This is a genomic window from Empedobacter sp. UBA5924 (assembly GCF_002431085.1).
Taxonomy (GTDB): Bacteria; Bacteroidota; Bacteroidia; order Flavobacteriales; family Weeksellaceae; genus Empedobacter; species Empedobacter falsenii_B.
The window spans coordinates 46887-68044 of sequence record NZ_DJDM01000035.1; the positions used below are offsets into that span (position 1 = coordinate 46887).

The 21158-nt window shown below is 28.8% G+C and carries 20 protein-coding genes; 16 read left to right on the plus strand and 4 right to left on the minus strand.

The features are described from left to right. Positions 1 to 60 precede the first annotated feature (60 nt). From B3792_RS10010 to arfB, 5 genes are all read left to right on the plus strand, one after another. Positions 61 to 855: a LytR/AlgR family response regulator transcription factor gene (locus B3792_RS10010; RefSeq protein WP_280049277.1), complete on the plus strand. Its 795-nt coding sequence runs from the start codon at positions 61 to 63 to the stop codon at positions 853 to 855. Further along, the gene (locus B3792_RS10015) at positions 842 to 3874 is read left to right on the plus strand and encodes a sensor histidine kinase (RefSeq protein ID WP_291069506.1); all 3033 of its coding nucleotides are present in this window, start codon (positions 842 to 844) and stop codon (positions 3872 to 3874) included. The genes B3792_RS10010 and B3792_RS10015 overlap by 14 nt, the downstream gene beginning before the upstream one ends. Positions 3875 to 4135: 261 nt before the next feature. Then, complete coding sequence (locus B3792_RS10020; RefSeq protein ID WP_125349277.1) at positions 4136 to 5089, plus strand: aldo/keto reductase; 954 nt, start codon at positions 4136 to 4138, stop codon at positions 5087 to 5089. Position 5090: 1 nt separating this feature from the next. Then, positions 5091 to 6272, plus strand: coding sequence for an MFS transporter (locus B3792_RS10025; RefSeq protein WP_291069508.1), 1182 nt, complete (start codon positions 5091 to 5093; stop codon positions 6270 to 6272). Then, positions 6272 to 6664 (plus strand): alternative ribosome rescue aminoacyl-tRNA hydrolase ArfB, encoded by a 393-nt coding sequence (gene arfB / locus B3792_RS10030; protein WP_038331233.1) that lies wholly within the window; start codon positions 6272 to 6274, stop codon positions 6662 to 6664. Before B3792_RS10025 ends, arfB begins: the two co-directional genes overlap by 1 nt. 5 nt (positions 6665 to 6669) lie before the next feature. Here the strand turns inward: arfB and B3792_RS10035 are convergent, their stop codons facing one another. Beyond that, the gene (locus B3792_RS10035) at positions 6670 to 6939 is read right to left on the minus strand and encodes a DUF1294 domain-containing protein (protein WP_291061615.1); all 270 of its coding nucleotides are present in this window, start codon (positions 6937 to 6939) and stop codon (positions 6670 to 6672) included. 146 nt (positions 6940 to 7085) lie between these two features. On the opposite strand from B3792_RS10035, the gene B3792_RS10040 reads away from it, so the two are divergent. The 7 genes from B3792_RS10040 (at position 7086) to B3792_RS10070 (ending at position 13144) form a co-directional block, all read left to right on the plus strand. Then, entirely contained in the window at positions 7086 to 7805 is a 720-nt protein-coding gene (locus B3792_RS10040) for a 3-ketoacyl-ACP reductase (RefSeq protein ID WP_038331245.1), read from the plus strand. A gap of 120 nt (positions 7806 to 7925) precedes the next feature. Then, a complete protein-coding gene (locus B3792_RS10045; RefSeq protein WP_180904590.1) occupies positions 7926 to 8558 on the plus strand; it encodes a hypothetical protein in 633 nt (210 codons plus the stop codon). 9 nt (positions 8559 to 8567) lie between these two features. Continuing rightward, complete coding sequence (locus B3792_RS10050) at positions 8568 to 8867, plus strand: winged helix-turn-helix domain-containing protein (protein WP_180904589.1); 300 nt, start codon at positions 8568 to 8570, stop codon at positions 8865 to 8867. 64 nt (positions 8868 to 8931) lie between these two features. Next, the gene (creD, locus tag B3792_RS10055; RefSeq protein WP_180904588.1) at positions 8932 to 10335 is read left to right on the plus strand and encodes a cell envelope integrity protein CreD; all 1404 of its coding nucleotides are present in this window, start codon (positions 8932 to 8934) and stop codon (positions 10333 to 10335) included. Next, positions 10317 to 10916, plus strand: coding sequence for a hypothetical protein (locus B3792_RS10060; RefSeq protein ID WP_291069512.1), 600 nt, complete (start codon positions 10317 to 10319; stop codon positions 10914 to 10916). The genes creD and B3792_RS10060 overlap by 19 nt, the downstream gene beginning before the upstream one ends. Before the next feature lie 325 nt (positions 10917 to 11241). Continuing rightward, the gene (brnQ, locus tag B3792_RS10065) at positions 11242 to 12531 is read left to right on the plus strand and encodes a branched-chain amino acid transport system II carrier protein (protein WP_286495192.1); all 1290 of its coding nucleotides are present in this window, start codon (positions 11242 to 11244) and stop codon (positions 12529 to 12531) included. A 274-nt stretch (positions 12532 to 12805) separates the two neighbouring features. Beyond that, positions 12806 to 13144: a cysteine-rich CWC family protein gene (locus B3792_RS10070; RefSeq protein ID WP_038331257.1), complete on the plus strand. Its 339-nt coding sequence runs from the start codon at positions 12806 to 12808 to the stop codon at positions 13142 to 13144. Between the two features lie 291 nt (positions 13145 to 13435). Here the strand turns inward: B3792_RS10070 and B3792_RS10075 are convergent, their stop codons facing one another. Continuing rightward, positions 13436 to 14206: a hypothetical protein gene (locus B3792_RS10075; RefSeq protein WP_286495190.1), complete on the minus strand. Its 771-nt coding sequence runs from the start codon at positions 14204 to 14206 to the stop codon at positions 13436 to 13438. A 180-nt stretch (positions 14207 to 14386) separates the two neighbouring features. Between B3792_RS10075 and B3792_RS10080 the strand changes: the two genes are divergently transcribed. Next, positions 14387 to 15508 carry a redoxin domain-containing protein gene (locus B3792_RS10080; RefSeq protein WP_038331384.1) on the plus strand — a complete coding sequence of 374 codons (1122 nt, stop codon included), beginning with the start codon at positions 14387 to 14389 and terminating at the stop codon, positions 15506 to 15508. A gap of 1 nt (position 15509) precedes the next feature. On the opposite strand, the gene ybaK is transcribed toward B3792_RS10080, so the two are convergent. Beyond that, entirely contained in the window at positions 15510 to 16001 is a 492-nt protein-coding gene (gene ybaK / locus B3792_RS10085; protein WP_125349287.1) for a Cys-tRNA(Pro) deacylase, read from the minus strand. A gap of 301 nt (positions 16002 to 16302) precedes the next feature. Here ybaK and tyrS point away from each other — a divergent pair, with 301 nt between their 5' ends. Further along, positions 16303 to 17505, plus strand: coding sequence for a tyrosine--tRNA ligase (tyrS, locus tag B3792_RS10090; protein WP_125349288.1), 1203 nt, complete (start codon positions 16303 to 16305; stop codon positions 17503 to 17505). 54 nt (positions 17506 to 17559) lie between these two features. Here the strand turns inward: tyrS and B3792_RS10095 are convergent, their stop codons facing one another. Then, positions 17560 to 19272, minus strand: coding sequence for a transcriptional regulator (locus B3792_RS10095; RefSeq protein WP_286495188.1), 1713 nt, complete (start codon positions 19270 to 19272; stop codon positions 17560 to 17562). Between the two features lie 363 nt (positions 19273 to 19635). On the opposite strand from B3792_RS10095, the gene B3792_RS10100 reads away from it, so the two are divergent. Continuing rightward, positions 19636 to 20625 carry an LLM class flavin-dependent oxidoreductase gene (locus B3792_RS10100; RefSeq protein ID WP_286475202.1) on the plus strand — a complete coding sequence of 330 codons (990 nt, stop codon included), beginning with the start codon at positions 19636 to 19638 and terminating at the stop codon, positions 20623 to 20625. Beyond that, positions 20626 to 21123 (plus strand): hypothetical protein, encoded by a 498-nt coding sequence (locus B3792_RS10105; protein ID WP_115001000.1) that lies wholly within the window; start codon positions 20626 to 20628, stop codon positions 21121 to 21123. The last annotated feature ends 35 nt before the right edge of the window (positions 21124 to 21158 follow it).

Sequence of the window (21158 nt, forward strand, 5' to 3'; positions counted from 1 at the left end):
TCAAAGGATGTTCTACGGAGCATCCTTTTTTAGTTTATATTTGTAACAAATTAAACTCAAATGAATCATTACAAAGCTCTTATTATAGATGATGAACACTTTGCTCAACAAGGGTTAAAGAAAATTATTCAACATGCTTTGCCAGATTTTTTTGTTTCCATTGATACTGCAAATTCTGTAAAAGAAGGCGTTGAAAAAATTAAGGAAAATCAACCAGATATCGTTTTTTTGGATATTCACATGCCAGAGGAATTTGGGTTTAAATTATTTGATTATTTCGATGATATTACGTTTGATGTCATTTTCACAACAGCTCATTCAGACTATATTTTAGAAGCTGTAAATCAATGGGGATGTTTGGGTTATTTGATGAAACCTATTTCAATTTCTGATCTTAAAGTATTATTGAATCGTTTTGTAGAGCGTCAAAATCAAACAAAAATAACGAAAGAGATTATTAATATTGCAGATGATTTTGAAGATGAAGTAGAAACTGATAATCTGAAAGATGTTTTCAAAAATGAGCATGGAATTATATTTATTCCATCTATAACAGAGGTTTTGGTACTGAAAATTGAAGATATTATTTATTGTAAAGCAGATGATAGTTATTGTACAATTTTTACCGAAAAAGAGGCGTACATGGTAACTAAAACGTTGAAAGAAGTAGAAAATTTAATTGATCAAACCAATTTTTTCCGTGTCAATAGATCGTATTTGGTTAATATTAATTTTGCTAAAAAATTTGATAAACGAAACAATTTATTGATTCTGAATTGTCATCCAAAAGATGGTGAATTAAATCTTCCTGTGACTTCTTTGGGGTATAAAATTTTATCGAATGTGGTTGCGTAACTTCATTTTTTTACTTGTTTTATTTCTTTGTTCTCATCAACTTTCTGCGCAATATGTTCTGACAAAACAATACACGTACGAAAATGGCTTGCCTGCCAATGAGATTTTGAGTGTTTACAAAGATTCTCGTAAAATCTTGTGGGTTGGAACTCGTTTTGGCGTATTTGTGAAAGACATGGACAATTTCAAAATGATGAAACGCTTCGAGAAAGTACAATACAATAATGTTTGGACAATAATAGAAGATAGGCAATATAATGTTTGGTTCGGAAGTTACGGACAAGGGATATTGAAATTTACTGGTCAACGTTTTGAACAAATTAATACAGCGAAAGGATTAGTTTCGGATCGTGTTCGAAATTTATTTTATTTAGATGATTTAATATATGTTGCTGCGCAAGGTGGTGTTTCGATTATTGATACAAAATCAAAGAAAATTTATAATCCTTCTTTTGAAAAAAATAACAATATTGTGTTCGAAGCGGTATCTTTTTTCGAATATCAAAACAAGGTTTATGTTGCAACAATAGATCATGGTGTTTATGAAGTTCATCGCGATAAGTTGAAGTTGGTCAATCCTTTCAATCGAATTAATTATAGTTTTTTGAATAATAATGATTTGTATTTGTCATCTTCTAAAGGTCTTAATATCATTTCGATAAACGATTTTTTGAATAAAAAATTGAATTTTAAAACCTACGATTTTCCAGTTTTTAGAAATCACAACATTTCAGATAAACGTCATTCTCTTTTATTAGCTGGTTACGAAACGGGTGCGGGAAATGGTATGGTTGCCGAATTAAAGGACAATAAAATAACAGATCAAACAGAAAATTTTAAAATCACTTCGGATTATCCGTATCGAGTTTTTAGTAGTAAAACGGATGATTTAATTTATGTTGGAAGTGCTGATAAAGGACTTTTTGAAGTTCATTTTAATCATTTTTTAGATTTTTCAACGATTGATAATAAAAGGGTTATTGAAATTTTAAAAGTTGCGAATACACAATATTTTTTAACACCAGAAGGACTTTATTTTCAAGAGAATAATGTATTCAATAAGCAGATAAAGAGAAATGCTTTTTATCAATATATGCTTCGAAATAAGTCAAAATTCAAAGATTTTTTAAGTCAATCAAATAAAGATTTTTATGAAATTGATTTTGATTTGAAAGAAAAAAATCTTCGTTTTTATAAAATGATTATTCGTCATAATTCGTTTATTATAGCAACTAATTTAGGACTTTTCGAGTTAGATTTTAATGGAGAATTCAAAGATTATTTACCTAATCGAACAAGTCAATTTACATATTTTAATAATCAATTTATTCAGACAAATCCTTTTGGAGGAATTTTGGTTTTTGATGATCTGAATAATCTAAAATATCACGCATATTCAGCTACGCAAGCGAATGTTCCGAAAGATGTTGTTTCGATTTGTCAAAATAAAAAAGCTGTATTTTTTGGATCTTCTTTAGATGGATTATTCAAGTATGAAAATGGAAATTTTATTTCGTATTTGCAAAATAATCAGTTTAAAGAATCTAAAATTAAAATGATAAAATGTGTTGGAGATAATCAGTTGTTGGTTGCAACAGAATTTGCGAAAGTTTATATTTTAGAGATAAAGGGAGATGAGTTAATCACAAAAAAAGTAATTAATATTCGTGAAATTTGTGGAGAAAATATTAGTTCAATTGACATTTTTGGGAACTCAATTTTAATTGGAACCAATCGTAATTTACTCGTTTTCAATAATGGTAAAACATATATGATTGGCAATGAACAAGGTTTTGTGAATAAGGATATACATTCGTCTATTTTTGACGGAAAAACGGCTACAATTGGTGTTGAAAATGGTTATTATAAGTTAAATCTTGAGAATTTATTAAAGCAAAAAAATCAGTCGAAAGAGATTATTATTACAAGTTTTAAAATTAATGATGAATCTTTTGGGATAGATAAATTTATGTGGTTTGATTTGATTGATAAAGATTTGAATTTAAAAAATAATGAGAACAATATTACACTAAATTTTGCTGTCGTTGATGCTAATTTCGCTCAAAGTTATAAGTACAGATATCGTGTAAATCCTGATGAAAAGTGGAATGAGTATTTTTATAACCCATCTATTTATTTGCGGAATATACCATATGGTAAATATCGTATTCAATTAGAAATAACAGATACAAGCAACGGACAAAAACAAATTATTGATTTGGTTTCGTTGAATGTTGACGAACCTTTTTACTTGAATATTTATTTTATTTTGTTGTCAGTCTTAACTTTAGGATTGATTATTTATCGTTATAATACAAATAAAATCAAGACGTTAAATAAATTTAATCAATTAAAAATTAGTCAATTAAATGAGAAAAATACACAAGAAAATCAACGTTTGCAATTAGAGCGACAATTAACCGAAACGAAGTTAACAGCCTTACAATCTCAAATGAATCCGCATTTTATTTTCAATGTGTTGAATTCTATTCAGTTTTATATTTTGGATAATGATATTGATAATGCGTTAAATTCGTTGGGACGTTTTTCTCATTTGATTCGTCAGATGTTAAATCTTTCAACAAAAGATGAAATTAGTTTGAAAGATGAAATTGATTTTTTGAAATTATATGTTGAAGTTGAGAATTTTAGATGGAAAAATAAAATAGAATTTGATGTTCAAATTGATAGCCAATTGGATATTTATCGTATCAAAATTCCGCCAATGTTGATTCAGCCAATTATCGAAAATTCTTTTGTTCACGCATTTGATCAAAACCATTTGCAACCGATTATCAAATTGATTATTAGAATAAAAATTGATTATTTAGAAATAATTATTGAAGATAACGGAAAAGGAAATACAACACAAATTACGCAAAATAAAACTCACGATTCGAAAGCACTTAAAATTATTAATGAGCGTTTACAATTGCTTAATCATAATATTGAAGAAAATATTTTTATAGATTTTCATGAAAAAGGAACAAAAGTTCGAATGATTTTGAAAGTTGATTAAAATTTCACCTGAATAAATTCACAATTCACCTTGCTGAAACGTGAATTAACGAAATCTGAACTCTATTTTAATGATAGATATTATTCAGTATATATATTTGTGGTATCGATTTCAAACTAAGTATTAAACTTTGATGCTTTGTTTTCTAAACCTATGAAGACACCATAAAAGTATCTTAAAAGTTACATTTTTCGACGTGTGAGTCAAAAAATTTTACAACAAGAAGCTACTGCAAAGTAGCTTTTTTTTATCTTTATCCCCATGAAAAATGTACAATTAGGAAATACAGATTTAGAAATAAAACCAATTTTTTTCGGAGGAAATGTTTTTGGTTGGACATTGAATGAAGAAGAATCTTTTCGAATTTTAGATGGATTTTTGGACAGAGGATTTAATGCGGTAGACACTGCAAATAACTATTCGTATTGGGTGGAAGGTAATGTTGGAACAGAATCTGAACGAATTATCGGAAACTGGTTAAAATCGAGAGGAATCAGAGATCAAATCGTTTTGGCAACGAAAGTTGGTGGACGAAATATGATTCAAGATAAGCCAAATACTACAAAAGTTCATATCTTAAAAGAAGTAGAAGAATCACTTATCCGTTTACAAACAGATTATATTGACTTATATCAAACTCATTATGATGATGTAAATACACCTGTAGAAGAAACTTTATCCGCTTATAATCAATTGATAAAAGAAGGAAAAGTGAGATTTATAGGAGCTTCTAATTTTTCTTCGGAGCGATTGACTGAATCGTTGGATAAATCAGAACTTTATAATTTACCGCAATACAAAACCTTGCAACCTGAATATAATTTATATGATCGTCAGCATTTTGAAGAATTTTTGCAACCTGTTGCAGAGAAATATAATTTAGCTGTTATCCCTTATTACAGTTTAGCGAGTGGTTTTTTATCAGGTAAATATAAAACTGAAGAAGATTTACAACAAAGTTTGCGCGGTAATGGAATCAAAAAGTATTTGAATGAAAGAGGATTCAAAATTTTGGACGCTTTACAAACTATTTCTACACGATATAATATTTCTTATTCGGCAGTTGCATTGGCTTGGTTAATGGATCAGAAAACTGTTGTAGCTCCCATTGCGAGTGCAACTAAGGAACAACATCTTGATGCTTTTGTAGAAGCTGTAAATGTGCAATTATCTCATGATGATGTTAAACTTTTGACTGAAGCAAGTGAATATTAGAATGGAAAATTTACAAATGAAACCCAAATTAACTCCAATCATTTTATGGATAATGATTATTGGGAGCGGTTTGGTTGTGGCAAATAATTATTACAATCAGCCATTATTGTCATTAATCGCTAAAGATTTTAATGTTTCCGAAAGTAAAGTTTCTAATATTGCAATGTTAACACAAATTGGATACGCTTGTGGATTGTTGTTTATTATTCCTTTAGGAGATTTACTGAAACGAAAACGAATGATCTTAATCGATTTTGTTTTTATAATAGTAGCTCTTTTGGGAATGTATTTTGCACCATCTGTAAGTTGGCTTTTTCCATTAAGTTTTCTAATCGGTTTCACCTCAGTTATTCCGCAAGTTTTTGTGCCAATGGCGGCTGAATTAGCTGAACCTCAAAAAAAAGCGCAAGCTGTCGGAATGGTTATGAGTGGTTTGCTTGTTGGTATTCTACTTTCTCGCGTTTTTAGTGGCTTTATTGGTGAATATTTAGGATGGCGAGAAGTTTATATGATAGGCGCAATTTTAATGTTTGTTCTATGGATTTTTATCTATATATTTTTACCAGAAATACAACCAAATTTCAAAGGAACTTATGGTAATTTGATGAAATCGATTGTCGATTTAGTAAAAAATCAACCGCAATTAAGATTAGCTTCTTTTCGAGGAGCTACAGGTTTTGCAGCATTTAGTGCATTTTGGACAACATTGGTTTTTCACTTAGAAGAAGCGCCATTTTTTGTTGGAAGCGATATTGCTGGTGCTTTTGGATTAATTGGAGCAGTAGGAGCATTAGCTGCTGCATTAGTTGGTAGAGTTTCAAAAGTTCTGTCAACATCAAAAATTATCTTTTATTCCATCATTACTATGCTAATTTCTTGGGGATTTTTCTATGAATTTGGCTATACATATTGGGGATTAATTGTTGGTGTAATTTTGATCGATTTAGGTTTACAGGCAATGCATGTTTCTAATCAAACCATTATTTTTGGATTAGATGCCAAAACAGGAAATCGAGTGAATACAGTTTACATGACAAGCTATTTTATTGGTGGATCTTTAGGAACATTTATTGCAGCAAATGCGTGGGATAAATTTCAATGGAATGGAGTGGTTGCTGTTGGCGTATTTTTTACTTTAATTTGTTTGATATCTCATATTTTATTCAATAAAAATAATAAGTGATGAAAGATTTTTCTTCTGAAATAACATATAAAACAGCAAGAAGTAGTGGAGCTGGAGGACAAAATGTAAACAAAGTTGAAACAATGGTTTTAGCAAAATGGAACATTGAATCTTCTCTATTTTTTTCGGAGGAAGAAAAAGCATTAATTACAGAAAAGCTAAAAAATAAGATTAATTCAGAAGGATTTCTACAAATCAATTCACAAGAATCTCGCTCTCAATTGGACAATAAAGAATCTGCCACAAAGAAAATGTTAGAATTGGTCGAAAAAGCATTGATTATTCCAAAGTTTAGAAAAAAGACCAAACCTACGAAAGCTTCTCAACAAAAAAGATTGAATCAAAAGAAACAACAAGCTGAGAAAAAAGATGGTCGTAGGTTTAAATTTTAGAAGAATTAAATTCGATCAACTAAAAAAATTAATATACTACATTGTATTGCTATAATCATTACTATTTTAAAAATAAAAGACTTTTTTCTTGTTTTATGACGATAAATCTGCATTGACATAAGAGAACCAATTGTTCCACCAATCAAAGTCACAAAACAAAGTGCTAATTCAGATACACGTCTTTTACCAATAATTGAGTTTTTTTTATCTATTTTAAATAAAAAAAAAGAGAGAACGTTGATAAGGAGTAGAGTAAAAAATAAATATTTATCCATTCAGTGTGTGATTAAGTAGTAAAAATACTTATAATTAAGTAGATAAAAAATATTTTTTTAGAAATCTGTGTTGTTTATCTTTGTACTTCAAAATCATAAAAAATCTTCAAAAAAATAAATTGTAAAATTTTAATTATAAAATAATTATGCAAGATTTAAAAGGGAAAAATGCTTTAGTCACAGGAGGTAGTAGAGGTTTAGGAAAAGCTGTTGCTTTGGCATTGGCTAAAGAAGGTGTTAATGTAGCTGTGACAGGACGAAATACAAAGACATTAGAAGAAACTGTAGAAGAGATCAAAAGTTTTGGAGTAAAAGCGGATTATTCGATTTTTAATGTAGTCGAAAAAGTTGAAGTGAAAATGCAACTTGAACGATTAATTGAGAGTTTTGGAGCGTTTGATATTTTGATTAATAATGCCGGTATTGCGGCTTTCGGAAGTTTTTTGGAAATGCCAGAAAATGATTGGGAAGAGATTGTGCGTACGAATTTATTTGGACCATATTATGTTTCTAAAGCAGTAATTCCTTCGATGGTAGAGTTAGGAAGTGGTGATATTATCAATGTATCTTCAACAGCAGGATTAAAAGGAAACGCAGTAACTTCTGCTTATTCAGCTTCAAAAGCGGGATTGATAGGTTTATCAGAATCATTAATGTTTGAATTGAGAAAGAAAAACATTCGTGTTACGACTTTAACTCCAAGTACAATTGCATCTGAGATGTCAAAAGATGTGTTGAAAATCACAGACGGGAATCCAGAAAAAGTGCTTCAGCCAGAAGATTTTGCTCAATTAATTGTCGATTTATTAAAATTAGATAAACGCGCAATGCTGGCATCAGCTTCTTTGTGGTCTACAAATCCTTAAGAATAATTTGATTCATTATATTTTAAAATCCAATTTCATTTAGAAATTGGATTTTTTTTTGAAAAAATATTTTGTAGAATCATTTTTTATATTAACTTTGAATTACAAAGTACTTTTGATATGAGCACAAATAATCCTGTAGAAAGTTTAAACGAAATCAAATCGATGATGCAACGCACCTCAAAATTCACAAGCATTAGTGGATGGAGCGGTGTTTGGGTTGGAGTAGTGGGAATGATTTCTGCTTTTATCGCTTATGTTTTGATTTTACAAGATGCGCTTCAAGTAAATTACAGAGGAACATTGACGCCTATTTTAATGAAAAATTTAGAGATTAAATTATTCATTTTAGGAATTGTAACTTTAATAATTGCTTGTATTGGAGGTTTCTTTTTTATGACTAAAAAATCGGCAAAAGACGGCGTTAAATTTATAAATCCAGTTACAAAACGAATATTGCGTAAATTTCTTTTTGTTTTAATCGTTGGAGGATTAGTAAGTTTAATCTTTATCAATAATTTTAGTTTTGCTTATGTAGCTCCAGCAACGCTTTTATTTTACGGTTTGGCGCTTTATACGGTGGAACGTGATACGATTGTTGAGATAAAATATTTGGCAATGTGTGAAATATTTTTAGGATTATTGGCTTTCTATTTTATTTTCAATGGTTTATTATTTTGGTTTATCGGTTTCGGTCTTTTGCATTTGATTTTTGGAGTTTGGATGGTGCGAAAATATGATTACAAAGCTTAAATTTGCAACATGGATTTTAATCTTAATAAATTAAACAAAGTCTTTGATAATCGTATTCGTGTAGGAATTATGAGTGCTTTGATCATGAATGAAGAAATTTCTTTTAAGGATTTGAAAGACTTTTTGGATTTGACTGATGGTAACTTGGCTTCACACTTAAAAAACCTAGAAGAAAACGATTATATTACTGTGCACAAAGGATTTATAGGTCGTAAAACGAATACAACTTATTCGATAACAGCACTTGGAAAACAAGCTTTTCAGGAGCATTTGAACTATCTTGAAAAATTAATAAAGAATATAAAATAATTTTTTTTGCATTTAAACTTTGAAAAACAAAGTACTTTTTAAAATAAAATTAAAATTCAAACTTATGGAACACAATGATTTAGAAAATGAATATCAAACTGAAAATCAATCAGTTTATTCACAAAACAAAACAATGATAAAAGGATTTTTGGTATGCCTTTTAGTTTTAGGACTTTTAATTCCGATTCCGTTCATATTAAATTTAATAGAAGAACGTCAAGGAAACAAGGACAAGGTAATTACCGAAATTTCTGATAAGTGGAGTGGAAAACAGACAATTTATGGTCCTTTTATCGAGGTTATTTACATGGAAAATGTAAATGACGGGCAAGGAAAAGTTGTGAAACAACAAGTGAAAAAGTATATTTCTGCAAATGATTTGAATATCGATGGAACGATAGATACGCAGTTAAAAAGTCGTAGTATTTATGAAGCTGTTGTTTACAATTCTAAGCTAAATATCAATTCGAAATTTAAGAATTATAGCGATATGCTTGCAGAAATGGAGGTAAGTGCAGAAAATATAGTTTCGACTAAAATTGTTTTCGGAATCTCTGATTCTAAAGGATATGAGAACAAAGTGATTGTACAATCTAACGGCAAAAATTTTCCGTTGAATATGGATAATTCGACTTCTACAATTGATATTCAACCAGAAGTTAGAGCAGAAAATGGAGAATATTCGGAACAAGCGAGTGCCATTAAAAAGGTGATGCCTGTGCAAATGATGTCTCAAAAAATTGATCCTTCTACATTCGATTTTAATCAAGTTTCGATTAACTTGGTAATGAAAGGTTCGCAAATGTTAAATATCATTCCATCGGCGATTAATACAAAAGTTGATTTGACTACAAATTGGAAAGATTTGAAATATGATGGAAATTTTTTACCTAATTCTGATCCCGAAACAAAGAATGGAAAAACCAATGTAAAATGGTCTATTTATCAACAAAATCCTTTGCAAGGACAGATTTGGCAGGACGCTTCTAACTTTTCTGATTATAGTTTTGGCGTTAATTTTTTACAAATGAATGATCATTATGACAAAACATATCGTTCGACAAAATATGCAATTTTGTTCATTGGATTAACGTTTGTAGCGTTTTTCTTTATAGAAAGTCGAAATAATTTTAATATTCATTTGGTACAATATGCCTTAGTTGGATTTGCAATCTGTGTCAATTTTGTATTATTGTTATCGTTGTCAGAATATTTAGGATTTGATATTGCTTACTTTATTTCATCTGGTGCAACCATTTTATTGATAACATTTTTCGTTAATTCTCTCCTAAAATCATTTGGTTTAGCATTCAAAATTACATTAATGTTAATCTTATTATACACATTTATTTACAGTGTTTTACAACTCAAAGAACACGCGTTATTAGTAGGAAGTATAGGGTTGTTTATCATTGTTGCAATCTTAATGTACTATTCAAAAAACATCGAATGGAACAAAACAAAATAACATTTGCACACTTATTTTTAGGGATTTTTGTCATCGGTCTTGTACTGATGGCAATTTCCTTTACAGATATTGTGGTTAAAAATAATGATACAATTTTCAGTTTTTCTATTTTTATTATAGAGCTTGTGATTTGCTTATTTGCAATGTCATTTTATTTGAAAATTGATAAGATTTCGGAGTTGTTTTTAGGAGAAATTTTCTCTAATTCTGGACAAATATTTACTTGGACCAACATTACATGGCTTTGTATTTCAGTAGCTTTTGTTTTAGATGAAACAATTATTCGAGGATTTTATGATTTAGGTTTTTATTTGCCGCTTTTAGGTTATTTATTGTTTCTTTTAATTATAGTCAATTTTTTTGCAGCAATATTCTACACTAATTTTGATGATGAAGAAACGATAGGTTTTAATTATCTTAATTATTTTTCGATTTTTTTAGCGGTAGTTTTAATACTATTTTTTAGTTCGGTCATACTATTTTTCGCTGTTTTTGAGTATCCTTCAATATCAATCTGTTTTATGATGTTTAATATTTATCTCATAAATATTATTACAAAAATTTTAAAATTAAAAGCTTAAAAATTTTTGTTATGAATGTTTACTTTGAAACTATGAAGATAGATATTCAATATTTTCAGCCAAATGGAGAAGATTCTGCGCCAACGAACCGAATTATCTCTTTAGATAAAATTTCAAATGAGTTGAGATTTGATGATATAGATGATTAAAACATTCATAATATATAAAGTTTAAATTTTGATAAATATAAAAATTGTTATTCAAATCTGTCGAATTTATAAATTGGCTGTGTGATTATCGAATAATTCTACTAAGTTTAAGGCTTCAAAATGCAATTGTAGTAATTTGCGAACCGTTTTTTAAAACAGATAGAATTATTAAATATATGAAAAGTAAAAAGTTAACCAATGTATTAACGCTTGGATTTGCGTTGTTTGCGATGTTTTTTGGCGCAGGAAATCTTCTTTTACCTCCTTTGATAGGATTAGAAGTGGGTTCAAATTATTTCGTCGCGATGATAGCATTTGGGTTAACTGGTATTTTATTGCCATTTACTGGTATTTTATCTGTTGTTTTTTCGGGTGATAATTTTAATGATTTAGGGCATCGTGTGAACAAACATTTGGCGGCTATTTTAGGTACAATTATTATGATTTGTATCGGACCGTTAATTGCGATTCCTCGTACTGCCGCAACAACATTCGAAGTGGGATTAAAACCATTTTTTCCAACATTGGATCCGATGTGGGGATCGTTACTATTTTTTGCAGTAACACTTATTTTAGCGATTCGTCCCTCAAAAGTGGTAGACGTTATTGGAAATTATTTAACACCAGTATTATTGATTTTATTGACCTTATTAATAGTCATTGGAATTATATACCCAACCGCTGATTTCTTACCTTCAGACTTAACGATGATGCAATCTTTTTCGAAAGGTTTTATAGAAGGTTATCAAACATTAGACGTTTTGGCTTCTGTTATTTTTGCTGGAATTATTATTTCAGCAGCACGAGATAAAGGGTATACTGATACAAAAAGTAAATCTCAAATTGTAATTATATCAGGTTTATTGTCTACAACTTGTTTGTTATTTGTATATGGTGGATTGATTTATTTAGGTGCTACTTCTGGAATTACAAATCCAGAAATTTCTCGTGCAGAATTATTAATAGAAATCTCTCGAAATACATTAGGACAGTATGGGTTAATTGCAATTGCGTTATGTATGGCGTTTGCTTGTCTTACCACTTCAATCGCATTAACATCTGCGGTAGGTACATTTTTTGGACGTTTAACAAATGGAAAAGTAAGTTACACTGCTTTAGTGATTTTATGTACAGTAATATCGTTTGGTTTATCAATAAAAGGTGTAGACGAAATTATTAATTTTGCATATCCACCTTTGGCTTTCGTATATCCAATTACAATCACGTTAGTTATTTATATAGTGTTGTTTGGAAAAACAATTAAAAGCAAAACTCCTTATATTTTTGCATTAATAGCGTCTACAATCATCGCAATTTTAGGATTATTGAAATTATTAGGAAAGTTAGATGAATCGACTATAGAAAATCTGAATAAAATTCCATTTTTCGAATACGATTTAGGTTGGATTGCACCTTCGATTATCGGTTTTGTAATTGGTTTATTAGTTGATAGATTAAGAAAATAAAAAATCCTCGGAAAATTATTCCGAGGATTTTAACCAATCAAAACTACTATAAAAACACTAATTGAATAATGATAATGTCTATCTTTTATTCTTTTACAAATTTCTTAAAGTTTTGACTTTAAATCTATTATTCTTAAATGATTTCTTTTATGTCTAGATAGAATTAATTTATAACTATTTATTTATGATGGTTATAGAGAATTTCAATCACATGATTTAAGATAAGTTTATGAATTTTTCGTATTTTGAAAAATCAAAAAAATAATCCAAAAAAATGATCGAAAATTGTTCGCGTTGTAACGAAACAATGGAGTGTAAGGTAGATGATATTTCGAATTGTGCTTGTACTACAATTGTTATAAAAGATGAAATAAAAGAGTTTTTGAAGAAAACGCATTACAAATGTTTGTGTAATTCTTGTATAGAAAAACTGAATTATTTTGTAGAATTAGATCAAGAATATCCACATCCAACAATGCCTTCGGAGTTTGTTCCTCATATACATTATTATATCGAAAATGGGTATTGGGTTTTTACAGAATTTTTCCATTATCAGAAAGGAAAATGTTGCCAAAATGGTTGCAGACATTGTGCTTATGGTTATAAGAAATAAAAAATGGTTCAACTTACATTGAACCACTAACCAACCTAAAAATACTATAAAAAAACTCTATTTGATTAAGGATATTCTTCTTCAGAAAATCAACTTCATTATCCTTAACAACTATGAATAAATTATTTATGGTACAAAGGTAGGTAGATTTCTTAATTTGATAAATAAATTTATATTTATTTTTTTATACTCAAATAGATAGAATTTATATTAATGTTAAGAAAATATTAAATTTACCTATTTATGAATATTTGCTAAAAAATCAATACTACATTTCCGAATGTTGTAATTCTAAGAAAAATATTGCATTATTTTTTTTGAAATTTTTTCAGCAGTTGTTTTATCTTCAGTTTCTTCCAAAGTTGTTACATAATCCTCTAAGAAACTTTTGATTTCTTGTTGATTAGAACCTTCAAAATTAGCTAAATAATCTTCGAAATCGATATTTCCTAAAACACGATCAAAGTAAGTTTTGGCTTCATCATATTTTTTCATGCTCACTAACAAAGGCGCAATGCTATGACTAATATAAAACTCGTTTACAGCAGCTTGTTCAGCATTTTCTTCTTTTTTGAAATGTGCAGAATTTAAGTAACTATTATAAGCTTCCACAGCTTTTTCATTTTCACCTAAAACCTCATAACAACGTGCTTTGAAGAATTTAATTTCGTAAAATTCGTCTTCATTCAGTTTATTGAAAAATGTAATACTTTCTTTGGGATTTGAATAAAATTTTCGGTATCCAATAATAAAATCTTCTACAAATTCTGTATCTGTTTGTTCAATAGCGAAATTCAATAAGTTTTGAGATTGTTCTTCTGTTAATTGTCCAATAAAAGCTTCCCAATAATTCACCAAAGTATTGAAATCATACGCCAAATCTTCCACAAAAATTTGTGCAGCAATTCGTAGAAATTTATCACCCAATTGATCGATTATTTCATGGTCTTCATCAGAAAAATCAGTTGAATTATACAATAGATTTTCGATAATTTCTGACGCCTTATCTTCTGAATAATCATTATTTAATTGTTTCAAAGCATTGCTAACATTGAATTCCATTTGTGTAAATTTTAAATTAAAAATCAACACAAAGGTAACTGATTTACTGCAAAAAAAACTTGATAATTTCAAAAGTTAATCGTCAATTCTAATGAGAATTTAATGAATAGTTTTTTTGAGAAAGTAGAATTTTAGTTATCTTGTGGTAGTTTTTATTAGTTTATTTAAAATAAACGTTTTATGTTACGAATCTATTCGATAGTACTAATTATATGTGGTTTTTGTTTTACAAAAGCTCAAAATTTGAATGTTGGCGCTCAGTTTCCGATTAATAAAATTGAAAATATCAATCAATCTTCAAACTTTAAAATTATTGTATTTACGCCAAGTTTATACAAAACGAATCCGTATGCGAGCATGATGACAACTTCGCTGAATTATTATTTTGTGAAGAATTTGGCATTTTCGTCTCAAAATCCACCAAAAATTGATGTGATTTATATTGTAAATGAAGATAATAAATGGAGTAAAGAACCGCAGCAAACGTTTGCTTTTAATGAAACGACTAATCAAAATAAGTTGGATGGAACGAAGGTAATTTATGATGAAGTTGGAAAAATTTACAATGCAATAGGGTTGAAACCTTTTAAGCAAAATTCAATTTCGAGTATAATTCCAACGTCAAATTCTAACAATGTTTTAGTAGAAAGTTCGATTCTTTTTCTAGTGGATCAAAACAATAAAATTTTGATGCGAGATAATGATTATCGTGCGCAAGGCGAACATCTGAAACCTTTGGAAAGATTGATTAAAAGAACGTCTAAAATCGATAACATAGAAGTAAATATCACAGAAAATAAAACCTTGAAGGTTGGTGATAAAGCACCAGATTTTATTTTGAATGGACCGAATTATAAGACTAATTCGACAGATAAATTTTTGAATGATAAATCGACTTTTAAAGTTTTAACGTTTTATCCTGCGGCGTTTAGTGGACAAATTTTGCCTGATTTTACGTCAATTGATACGAAAGCAGCAATGACTTGTGCTGCTCAAATTCAATTAATCGATCATAATCCATTGTTACAAAATGTAAAAAATTACGCAGTTTCTAGTTCTACAAATCCGTTGTTAGAATTATGGAAATCAGCTTTGCGAACAAATAATATTACGTATTTGAATGATGAGAATTATGCAATTTCGTTGATGTATAATTCTTATAATCGTTTAGGTTACAATAATAGAGCAACTTATGTGATTGATAAAAATGGAATTATTGTGTATGCAAATCCAGATTTGACGTTTGAAGATGAAGCAAAATTTCCAACTATTTTAGAAAAAATCATTCTGAATAGTAAATAAATTATGAATCAAATTGTGTAATATCTTCAAATTTAGCCTCAATCAAATTTCTTAAATCTTCGGGGTTTAGAATAATTTGTAAACCTCTTTTTCCTGCACTAATACAAATCTGATCTTGCAAAACAGCCAGTTCTTCTATGTAAGTAGGAAATTGCTTTTTCATTCCGATAGGTGAGCAACCACCACGAATATAACCTGTAACATTCAGCAAATCTTTCAAAGGAAGCATTTCGCAGTTTTTATTACCAGAAATTTTCGCAAATTTTTTCATATCAAGATGTGTGTTTGCAGGAATTACGGCAACTAAAAATGGTTCTATATTTCCTTTCAAAACCAAAGTTTTATAAATTCCTTCCGGATTTACGTTCAATGAATTTGCAACATGCAAAGCATCAATATGTTCTTCATCAACTTCATATTCGCGCAATTCGTACGAAATATTGTGTGTGTCTAAAATTCGTACTACATTTGTTTTAGCAGTTTTATTGCTCATTCTATAATAATTTACACAAAGTTATTACGAAAAACTTTTATAAAGGTTTTTCTATAGAATTATTGTCTAAGATAATTTTTTGAACGAAAATTTCTATTCTCAAAACTATTCTTACCTTTGCATTATAAATGAAGTTTTTGCAACACATATTACGTTTACCGTTTTTTAGCACTTATTATCGTACAATATTTGCTCGGGTAGACTATGTGTATACTTCGTATTAATTTTGTACGTCAAAAATTTAATCATAATCTACAAGCCCGAGCAGTTTTGCTCGGGCTTTTTTTATTTAAAAAAAATCATGGAAAATTTAAAAAGTTTAAAGGAAAATGTAGCTATTTTTTTACCAGAAAATGGATTGGAAGAAAAATTAAAATTAGCTGAAAAAGAAAATCGACCATTACGAATCAAATTAGGTTTTGATCCTACCGCACCAGATTTACATCTTGGTCACGCCGTTGTATTGAAGAAATTGAAAGAATTTCAAGATTTGGGACATCAAATAGTTATTTTGGTTGGGAGTTTTACAGCTCAGATTGGAGATCCAACAGGAAAAAATAAAAGTCGTCAACCGCTGAATGCAGAACAAGTTCAGAACAATGCGGAAACCTACATTAATCAATTGTCAAAAATTATTGATGTGAATAAGGCTGAAATTGTGTTTAATTCAGACTGGTTAGATCATTTACCTTTTTCGGATATTATTCAGTTGTTGTCAAAAGTTACGGTTGCACAACTGATGCATCGAAATGATTTTAATAAACGCTTCACCGAAAATACGCCGATTGCAATGCATGAGTTGGTTTACCCGATTTTACAAGCATACGATTCTGTTCAGATAAGTGCTGATATCGAAATGGGAGGAACGGATCAATTATTTAATTGTACAATGGGACGACAATTGCAAGAAACCAATGGAGAAGCTGCTCAGATTGTAATGTGTATGCCACTTTTGAGAGGAACCGATGGAAAAGAAAAGATGAGTAAATCGTTGAATAATATTATTGGTTTGACGGATGAACCAAATGAAATGTTTGGGAAAACAATGTCTATTCCAGATGATTTATTAGAAGAATATATTGCGTTAGCAACGGATTTTTCTATTGAAGAAAAAATGAATTTGAATGAGCGATTAAAAACAGATAATCCAATGTTAATTAAGAAATTAGTTGCAAAAAATATTATTATTCAATACCATTCTGTAAATGAAGCTGAACAAGCAGAAGAATTTTTTAACAATCAATTTCAGAAAAGAAATGATGAAAATAGAGTTTTCGAAGTTGTTAAAATTAGTTCTTTAAACTTTGAGAATGATAATATTACATTGTTAGATGTTTGTCATCAATTAAAGAAAGATTTATCGAGAAATGCAATCAGACGTTTGATAGAAAGCGGTGCAGTACAAATTAATGGAGAGAAAAAAATGGATGCTTTTGATGATTTTGAATTAAAAACCGAAACTAAAATTAAAATAGGAAAACGAGATTTCTTCGAGTTGAAGTAATAGTGAAAAGATGATTTACTATTTAGTAAATCATCTTTTTTATCTCCTATTTTCTTAATCTTGAAAAATTTGATCAAAATTTTTATATTTCTTTTTTAAGCGTTGTTTCGCTTTTTTGACTGAATCAGCCGAAATTCCTAAGATTTGCGAAATTTCTAAATTGTTCAAGCCTAATTTTAACAAATAAATAGTTCTCAAATTAGATTCGGTTAAAGATGGAAAATTTTGAGAAAGATATTTTACAAAATCGTTTTGTTCATGAGCAAAAATATTTTTGAAATTTCCCCAACTTTCGTCTGTCATTAAATGCGAATCTAAGAGATTAACTAATTCATTATATTGTTTTTCTTTGTTTATGGTACTTGAATTGGAAATAGAATTGATTTCATTTTTTAATGTAACTATTTGTTTATTCTTTTCAGACAAATAAGTTTTATAAGATTCTAAAGTTTGAGCAGTTTTATTTAATTTATTTTCAGATTTAAGTTTTTCATTTTGAATAGATAATATTTTATTATCGTATGTAGAATTTTGTATTTTTATTTTTCGACGATAAGAAATTATTACAAATAAAATGATAATGATTAATAGAAAAGAAATAAGAAATAATGCATTTTTTAGGATGGTTGTTTTCTCTTGTTCTGCTTTTTCTGCTTCAAATTTAAAGTTGAAATTATCTTGTTGAATTTTCCAATTAATTTCATTAATCACATTTTGGCCATCAGTTTTTTGCAACTCTAACTCCAATTCATCTAGTTTTCTTCGGCTAATTAACTCCTCATTGATATTATTGTTTTTTACAGCAATTTCTAATAAGATTTTATAAATGTCATATTCAAAACTGTTCAAATAAATTTTCTGAGAAGCATATTCTTTTGCTTCATTCAAAATTATTTTAGCATCATCAATTCGATTTAATTGCAAGTACAATTTTCCCAATTGAATATTAGCGTACATTAAATTTCGAGCGTTTTTTAATTTTTTAGAAATTTCAATATCTTTTTTCAAATTATCAATCGCTAAATCGTACTGTTTGTTGAGAATATTTATAGAGGCAATATCACCTAAAGCTTTTGCATATCGAATTTCGTCCTTATTTTGAATTGCATATTCTTTTGTTAATTCGAAGTAATTATTTGCTTTATTAATATTATTTTTATTCATAAAAACATGACCAATCGCATTCAGAATTGTTCCATATTCGTGGTCTTTTTTGTTGGTATATTTTAAAGCTAACAAAAGATATTTTTCACTTTTATCAAATTCTTTTACATTCATAAAGTAGAATGCATTCTTTTTGTAAACATCACTTTTAGAAAAAATATCCTCATCTTTTGTTAAGTCGAGAAGTTTTGATGCTTCCATAAAATATGGATAAGCATTTTGATATTGGCTAAAATTATAATAGTAATACCCATATTGTGTATTCACCCAAATTTGTAATTCTGGTGAGTTAACATTTTTTGAAACTTTTAATGCAGACTCAAATAACGAATTACTTTTTTTGTTTAATTTATCGTTGGTTTGTGCATAGAGATTAGCTAAATAAACTTGATAAATTGATTTTAGACTTTTTGATAAAAAAGAAGTTGATGAGATATCTAATTTCTTGAAATTATTTTGCAATTGAATAGTATCTGTCACATTTTTATTCTGTTCGATGATTTTTTCAATAAGAATACGTTCATCATTTTTACTAATAGAACTAAATGATGATAAAAATAAAAAAGGAAAGAGTAGGAGCGTAAAAAAAATAGAAACTTTCAATATATTATTTTTTCAAATATAGACCGAAAAAATTGTAAATCTTAACAAAAAATTGAATTATTTTTATGTTTTACTTCATTTTCAAAGTATTGATATTTAGATGAATATGAAATGTCCCCCCAGTTGTCCCCCCTCTAAATTGAGTATTTATTTTTTTTATTATCTATTTTTGAATTAAGTATCTCGAAAGATTACTAATCTATCATCAAACTATTAATTAAAAATTTTAGACTCTTCAACTACTTAAACCTATTTATAAATCCAATTACAAAATTATCTCCTCCATAATGTATGTTATGGGGGAATTTTTTTTGAATTTTTTTCTTTGTAATTTAGTTTAATATTTTAATTAGAAAAGAACGGATGAGAAAAATAAACTACTCAGTGTTGGATTTGGCTTATGTAAGAGAAGGAGATACATTAAATCAAACGTTCAAAAACACGTTAGATAACGCAAAATTTGTAGACGAAATAGGGTATAGCCGTTATTGGTTATCTGAACATCATAATATGCAGAATGTAGCGAGCGCGGCAACTTCTTTATTAATAGGCTATGTAGCAAATGGAACTTCAAGAATTAAAGTTGGTTCGGGAGGAATAATGCTACCTAATCATACTGCTTTATCAGTTGCAGAACAATTTGGGACTTTGGATGCGCTTTATCCAAATCGTATCGATTTAGGTTTAGGTCGTGCGCCAGGAACTGATCAATTAACAGCTTCTATTTTGCGTAGAGGAGATAATTTTATGAATTACGATTTCGAAGCTGAAATCAAAAATCTACAAAACTATTTTAGTTTAGATAATAAAGAAAGTAAAGTGCGTGCGATTCCTGGAGAAGGAGCAAATGTGCCGATTTATATTTTGGGATCAAGTACAGATTCGGCTTTTTTGGCGGCTAAATTAGGTTTACCTTATGCATTTGCGGGGCATTTTGCGCCACAACAATTTTATAATGCGGTAGAGATTTATCGTTCTCAATTTCAACCTTCAGAATTTTTGCAAGAACCTTATACGATTGCTTGTGTCAATGTAATTGCGGCGAATACAGACGAAGAAGCGCATTATTTATCGATGTCGATGTACCAAGGTTTTTTGAATATTATTACCGATAAACGTCAGCCAATTGTTCCGCCAGAAAAAACACAGTTAGAATTAGCTTCGCCTGAGCAAAAATATATGCTAAAAGGAATGACAGCTTTGTCTTTTATTGGAAGTAAAGGTGCTTTGGCGCAGAGTTTTGATGAATTTATTTTTGAATCTAAAATTGATGAAATCATGGTTTCAACAAATGTTTTTGATCAAAAAGCAAAACGAAAATCGTATCAAATTGTAAGTGAATTATTTCGTTAAATGAAATCAAAGAAATCAATCTCAAAGTTCAAGTATTATTCAATGTTTGTTGATCAATTCAAAGATCAATTGACGATTGTTTTGATGCTAAATCTTGTTTTATTTTTTATTGCAAACCATTGGAGTTATCTTGTTCCTGAAGAATTTTTGTTTGTAAGTCACAAAGATATTTTTGGCTTATTTAGAGAACAATTTGTGCTGAATGAATTTTTTGAGGTATTGGCTTATACTTTTTTGGGCGCTTTATTTATCCATTTCGGAACATATAAAATGAATAAAATCTGGATTTTTAGGCTTAATGCGTTGCTTTTAGTAATTGTTTCCACTTATTTTTGGACAATTCCTTTGCTGCAAAGTGCTGAGATTGTTTTACAAAAAGGTCATCCTTATTTTATTGCGGCGATTATTGGTCAAATTCTTTTGTATTTGATTGTCGGAAACGAATTTTTAGGTTCAATCAAAAATAAAAGAAAACAACCCAAAATCAATCATTCTTAGTTATATTTGCCAAAACTTAATTTTTACAAAAATCA

What these genes read in the sequence shown, in the direction of transcription:
- B3792_RS10010 (WP_280049277.1), top strand. Translation starts at nt 61, where the DNA reads ATGAATCATTACAAAGCTCTTATTATAGATGATGAACACTTTGCTCAA.
- B3792_RS10015 (WP_291069506.1), top strand. Translation starts at nt 842, where the DNA reads ATGTGGTTGCGTAACTTCATTTTTTTACTTGTTTTATTTCTTTGTTCT.
- B3792_RS10020 (WP_125349277.1), top strand. Translation starts at nt 4,136, where the DNA reads ATGAAAAATGTACAATTAGGAAATACAGATTTAGAAATAAAACCAATT.
- B3792_RS10025 (WP_291069508.1), top strand. Translation starts at nt 5,091, where the DNA reads ATGGAAAATTTACAAATGAAACCCAAATTAACTCCAATCATTTTATGG.
- arfB (WP_038331233.1), top strand. Translation starts at nt 6,272, where the DNA reads ATGAAAGATTTTTCTTCTGAAATAACATATAAAACAGCAAGAAGTAGT.
- B3792_RS10035 (WP_291061615.1), bottom strand. Translation starts at nt 6,939, where the DNA reads ATGGATAAATATTTATTTTTTACTCTACTCCTTATCAACGTTCTCTCT.
- B3792_RS10040 (WP_038331245.1), top strand. Translation starts at nt 7,086, where the DNA reads ATGCAAGATTTAAAAGGGAAAAATGCTTTAGTCACAGGAGGTAGTAGA.
- B3792_RS10045 (WP_180904590.1), top strand. Translation starts at nt 7,926, where the DNA reads ATGAGCACAAATAATCCTGTAGAAAGTTTAAACGAAATCAAATCGATG.
- B3792_RS10050 (WP_180904589.1), top strand. Translation starts at nt 8,568, where the DNA reads ATGGATTTTAATCTTAATAAATTAAACAAAGTCTTTGATAATCGTATT.
- creD (WP_180904588.1), top strand. Translation starts at nt 8,932, where the DNA reads ATGGAACACAATGATTTAGAAAATGAATATCAAACTGAAAATCAATCA.
- B3792_RS10060 (WP_291069512.1), top strand. Translation starts at nt 10,317, where the DNA reads ATGGAACAAAACAAAATAACATTTGCACACTTATTTTTAGGGATTTTT.
- brnQ (WP_286495192.1), top strand. Translation starts at nt 11,242, where the DNA reads ATGAAAAGTAAAAAGTTAACCAATGTATTAACGCTTGGATTTGCGTTG.
- B3792_RS10070 (WP_038331257.1), top strand. Translation starts at nt 12,806, where the DNA reads ATGATCGAAAATTGTTCGCGTTGTAACGAAACAATGGAGTGTAAGGTA.
- B3792_RS10075 (WP_286495190.1), bottom strand. Translation starts at nt 14,206, where the DNA reads ATGGAATTCAATGTTAGCAATGCTTTGAAACAATTAAATAATGATTAT.
- B3792_RS10080 (WP_038331384.1), top strand. Translation starts at nt 14,387, where the DNA reads ATGTTACGAATCTATTCGATAGTACTAATTATATGTGGTTTTTGTTTT.
- ybaK (WP_125349287.1), bottom strand. Translation starts at nt 16,001, where the DNA reads ATGAGCAATAAAACTGCTAAAACAAATGTAGTACGAATTTTAGACACA.
- tyrS (WP_125349288.1), top strand. Translation starts at nt 16,303, where the DNA reads ATGGAAAATTTAAAAAGTTTAAAGGAAAATGTAGCTATTTTTTTACCA.
- B3792_RS10100 (WP_286475202.1), top strand. Translation starts at nt 19,636, where the DNA reads ATGAGAAAAATAAACTACTCAGTGTTGGATTTGGCTTATGTAAGAGAA.
- B3792_RS10105 (WP_115001000.1), top strand. Translation starts at nt 20,626, where the DNA reads ATGAAATCAAAGAAATCAATCTCAAAGTTCAAGTATTATTCAATGTTT.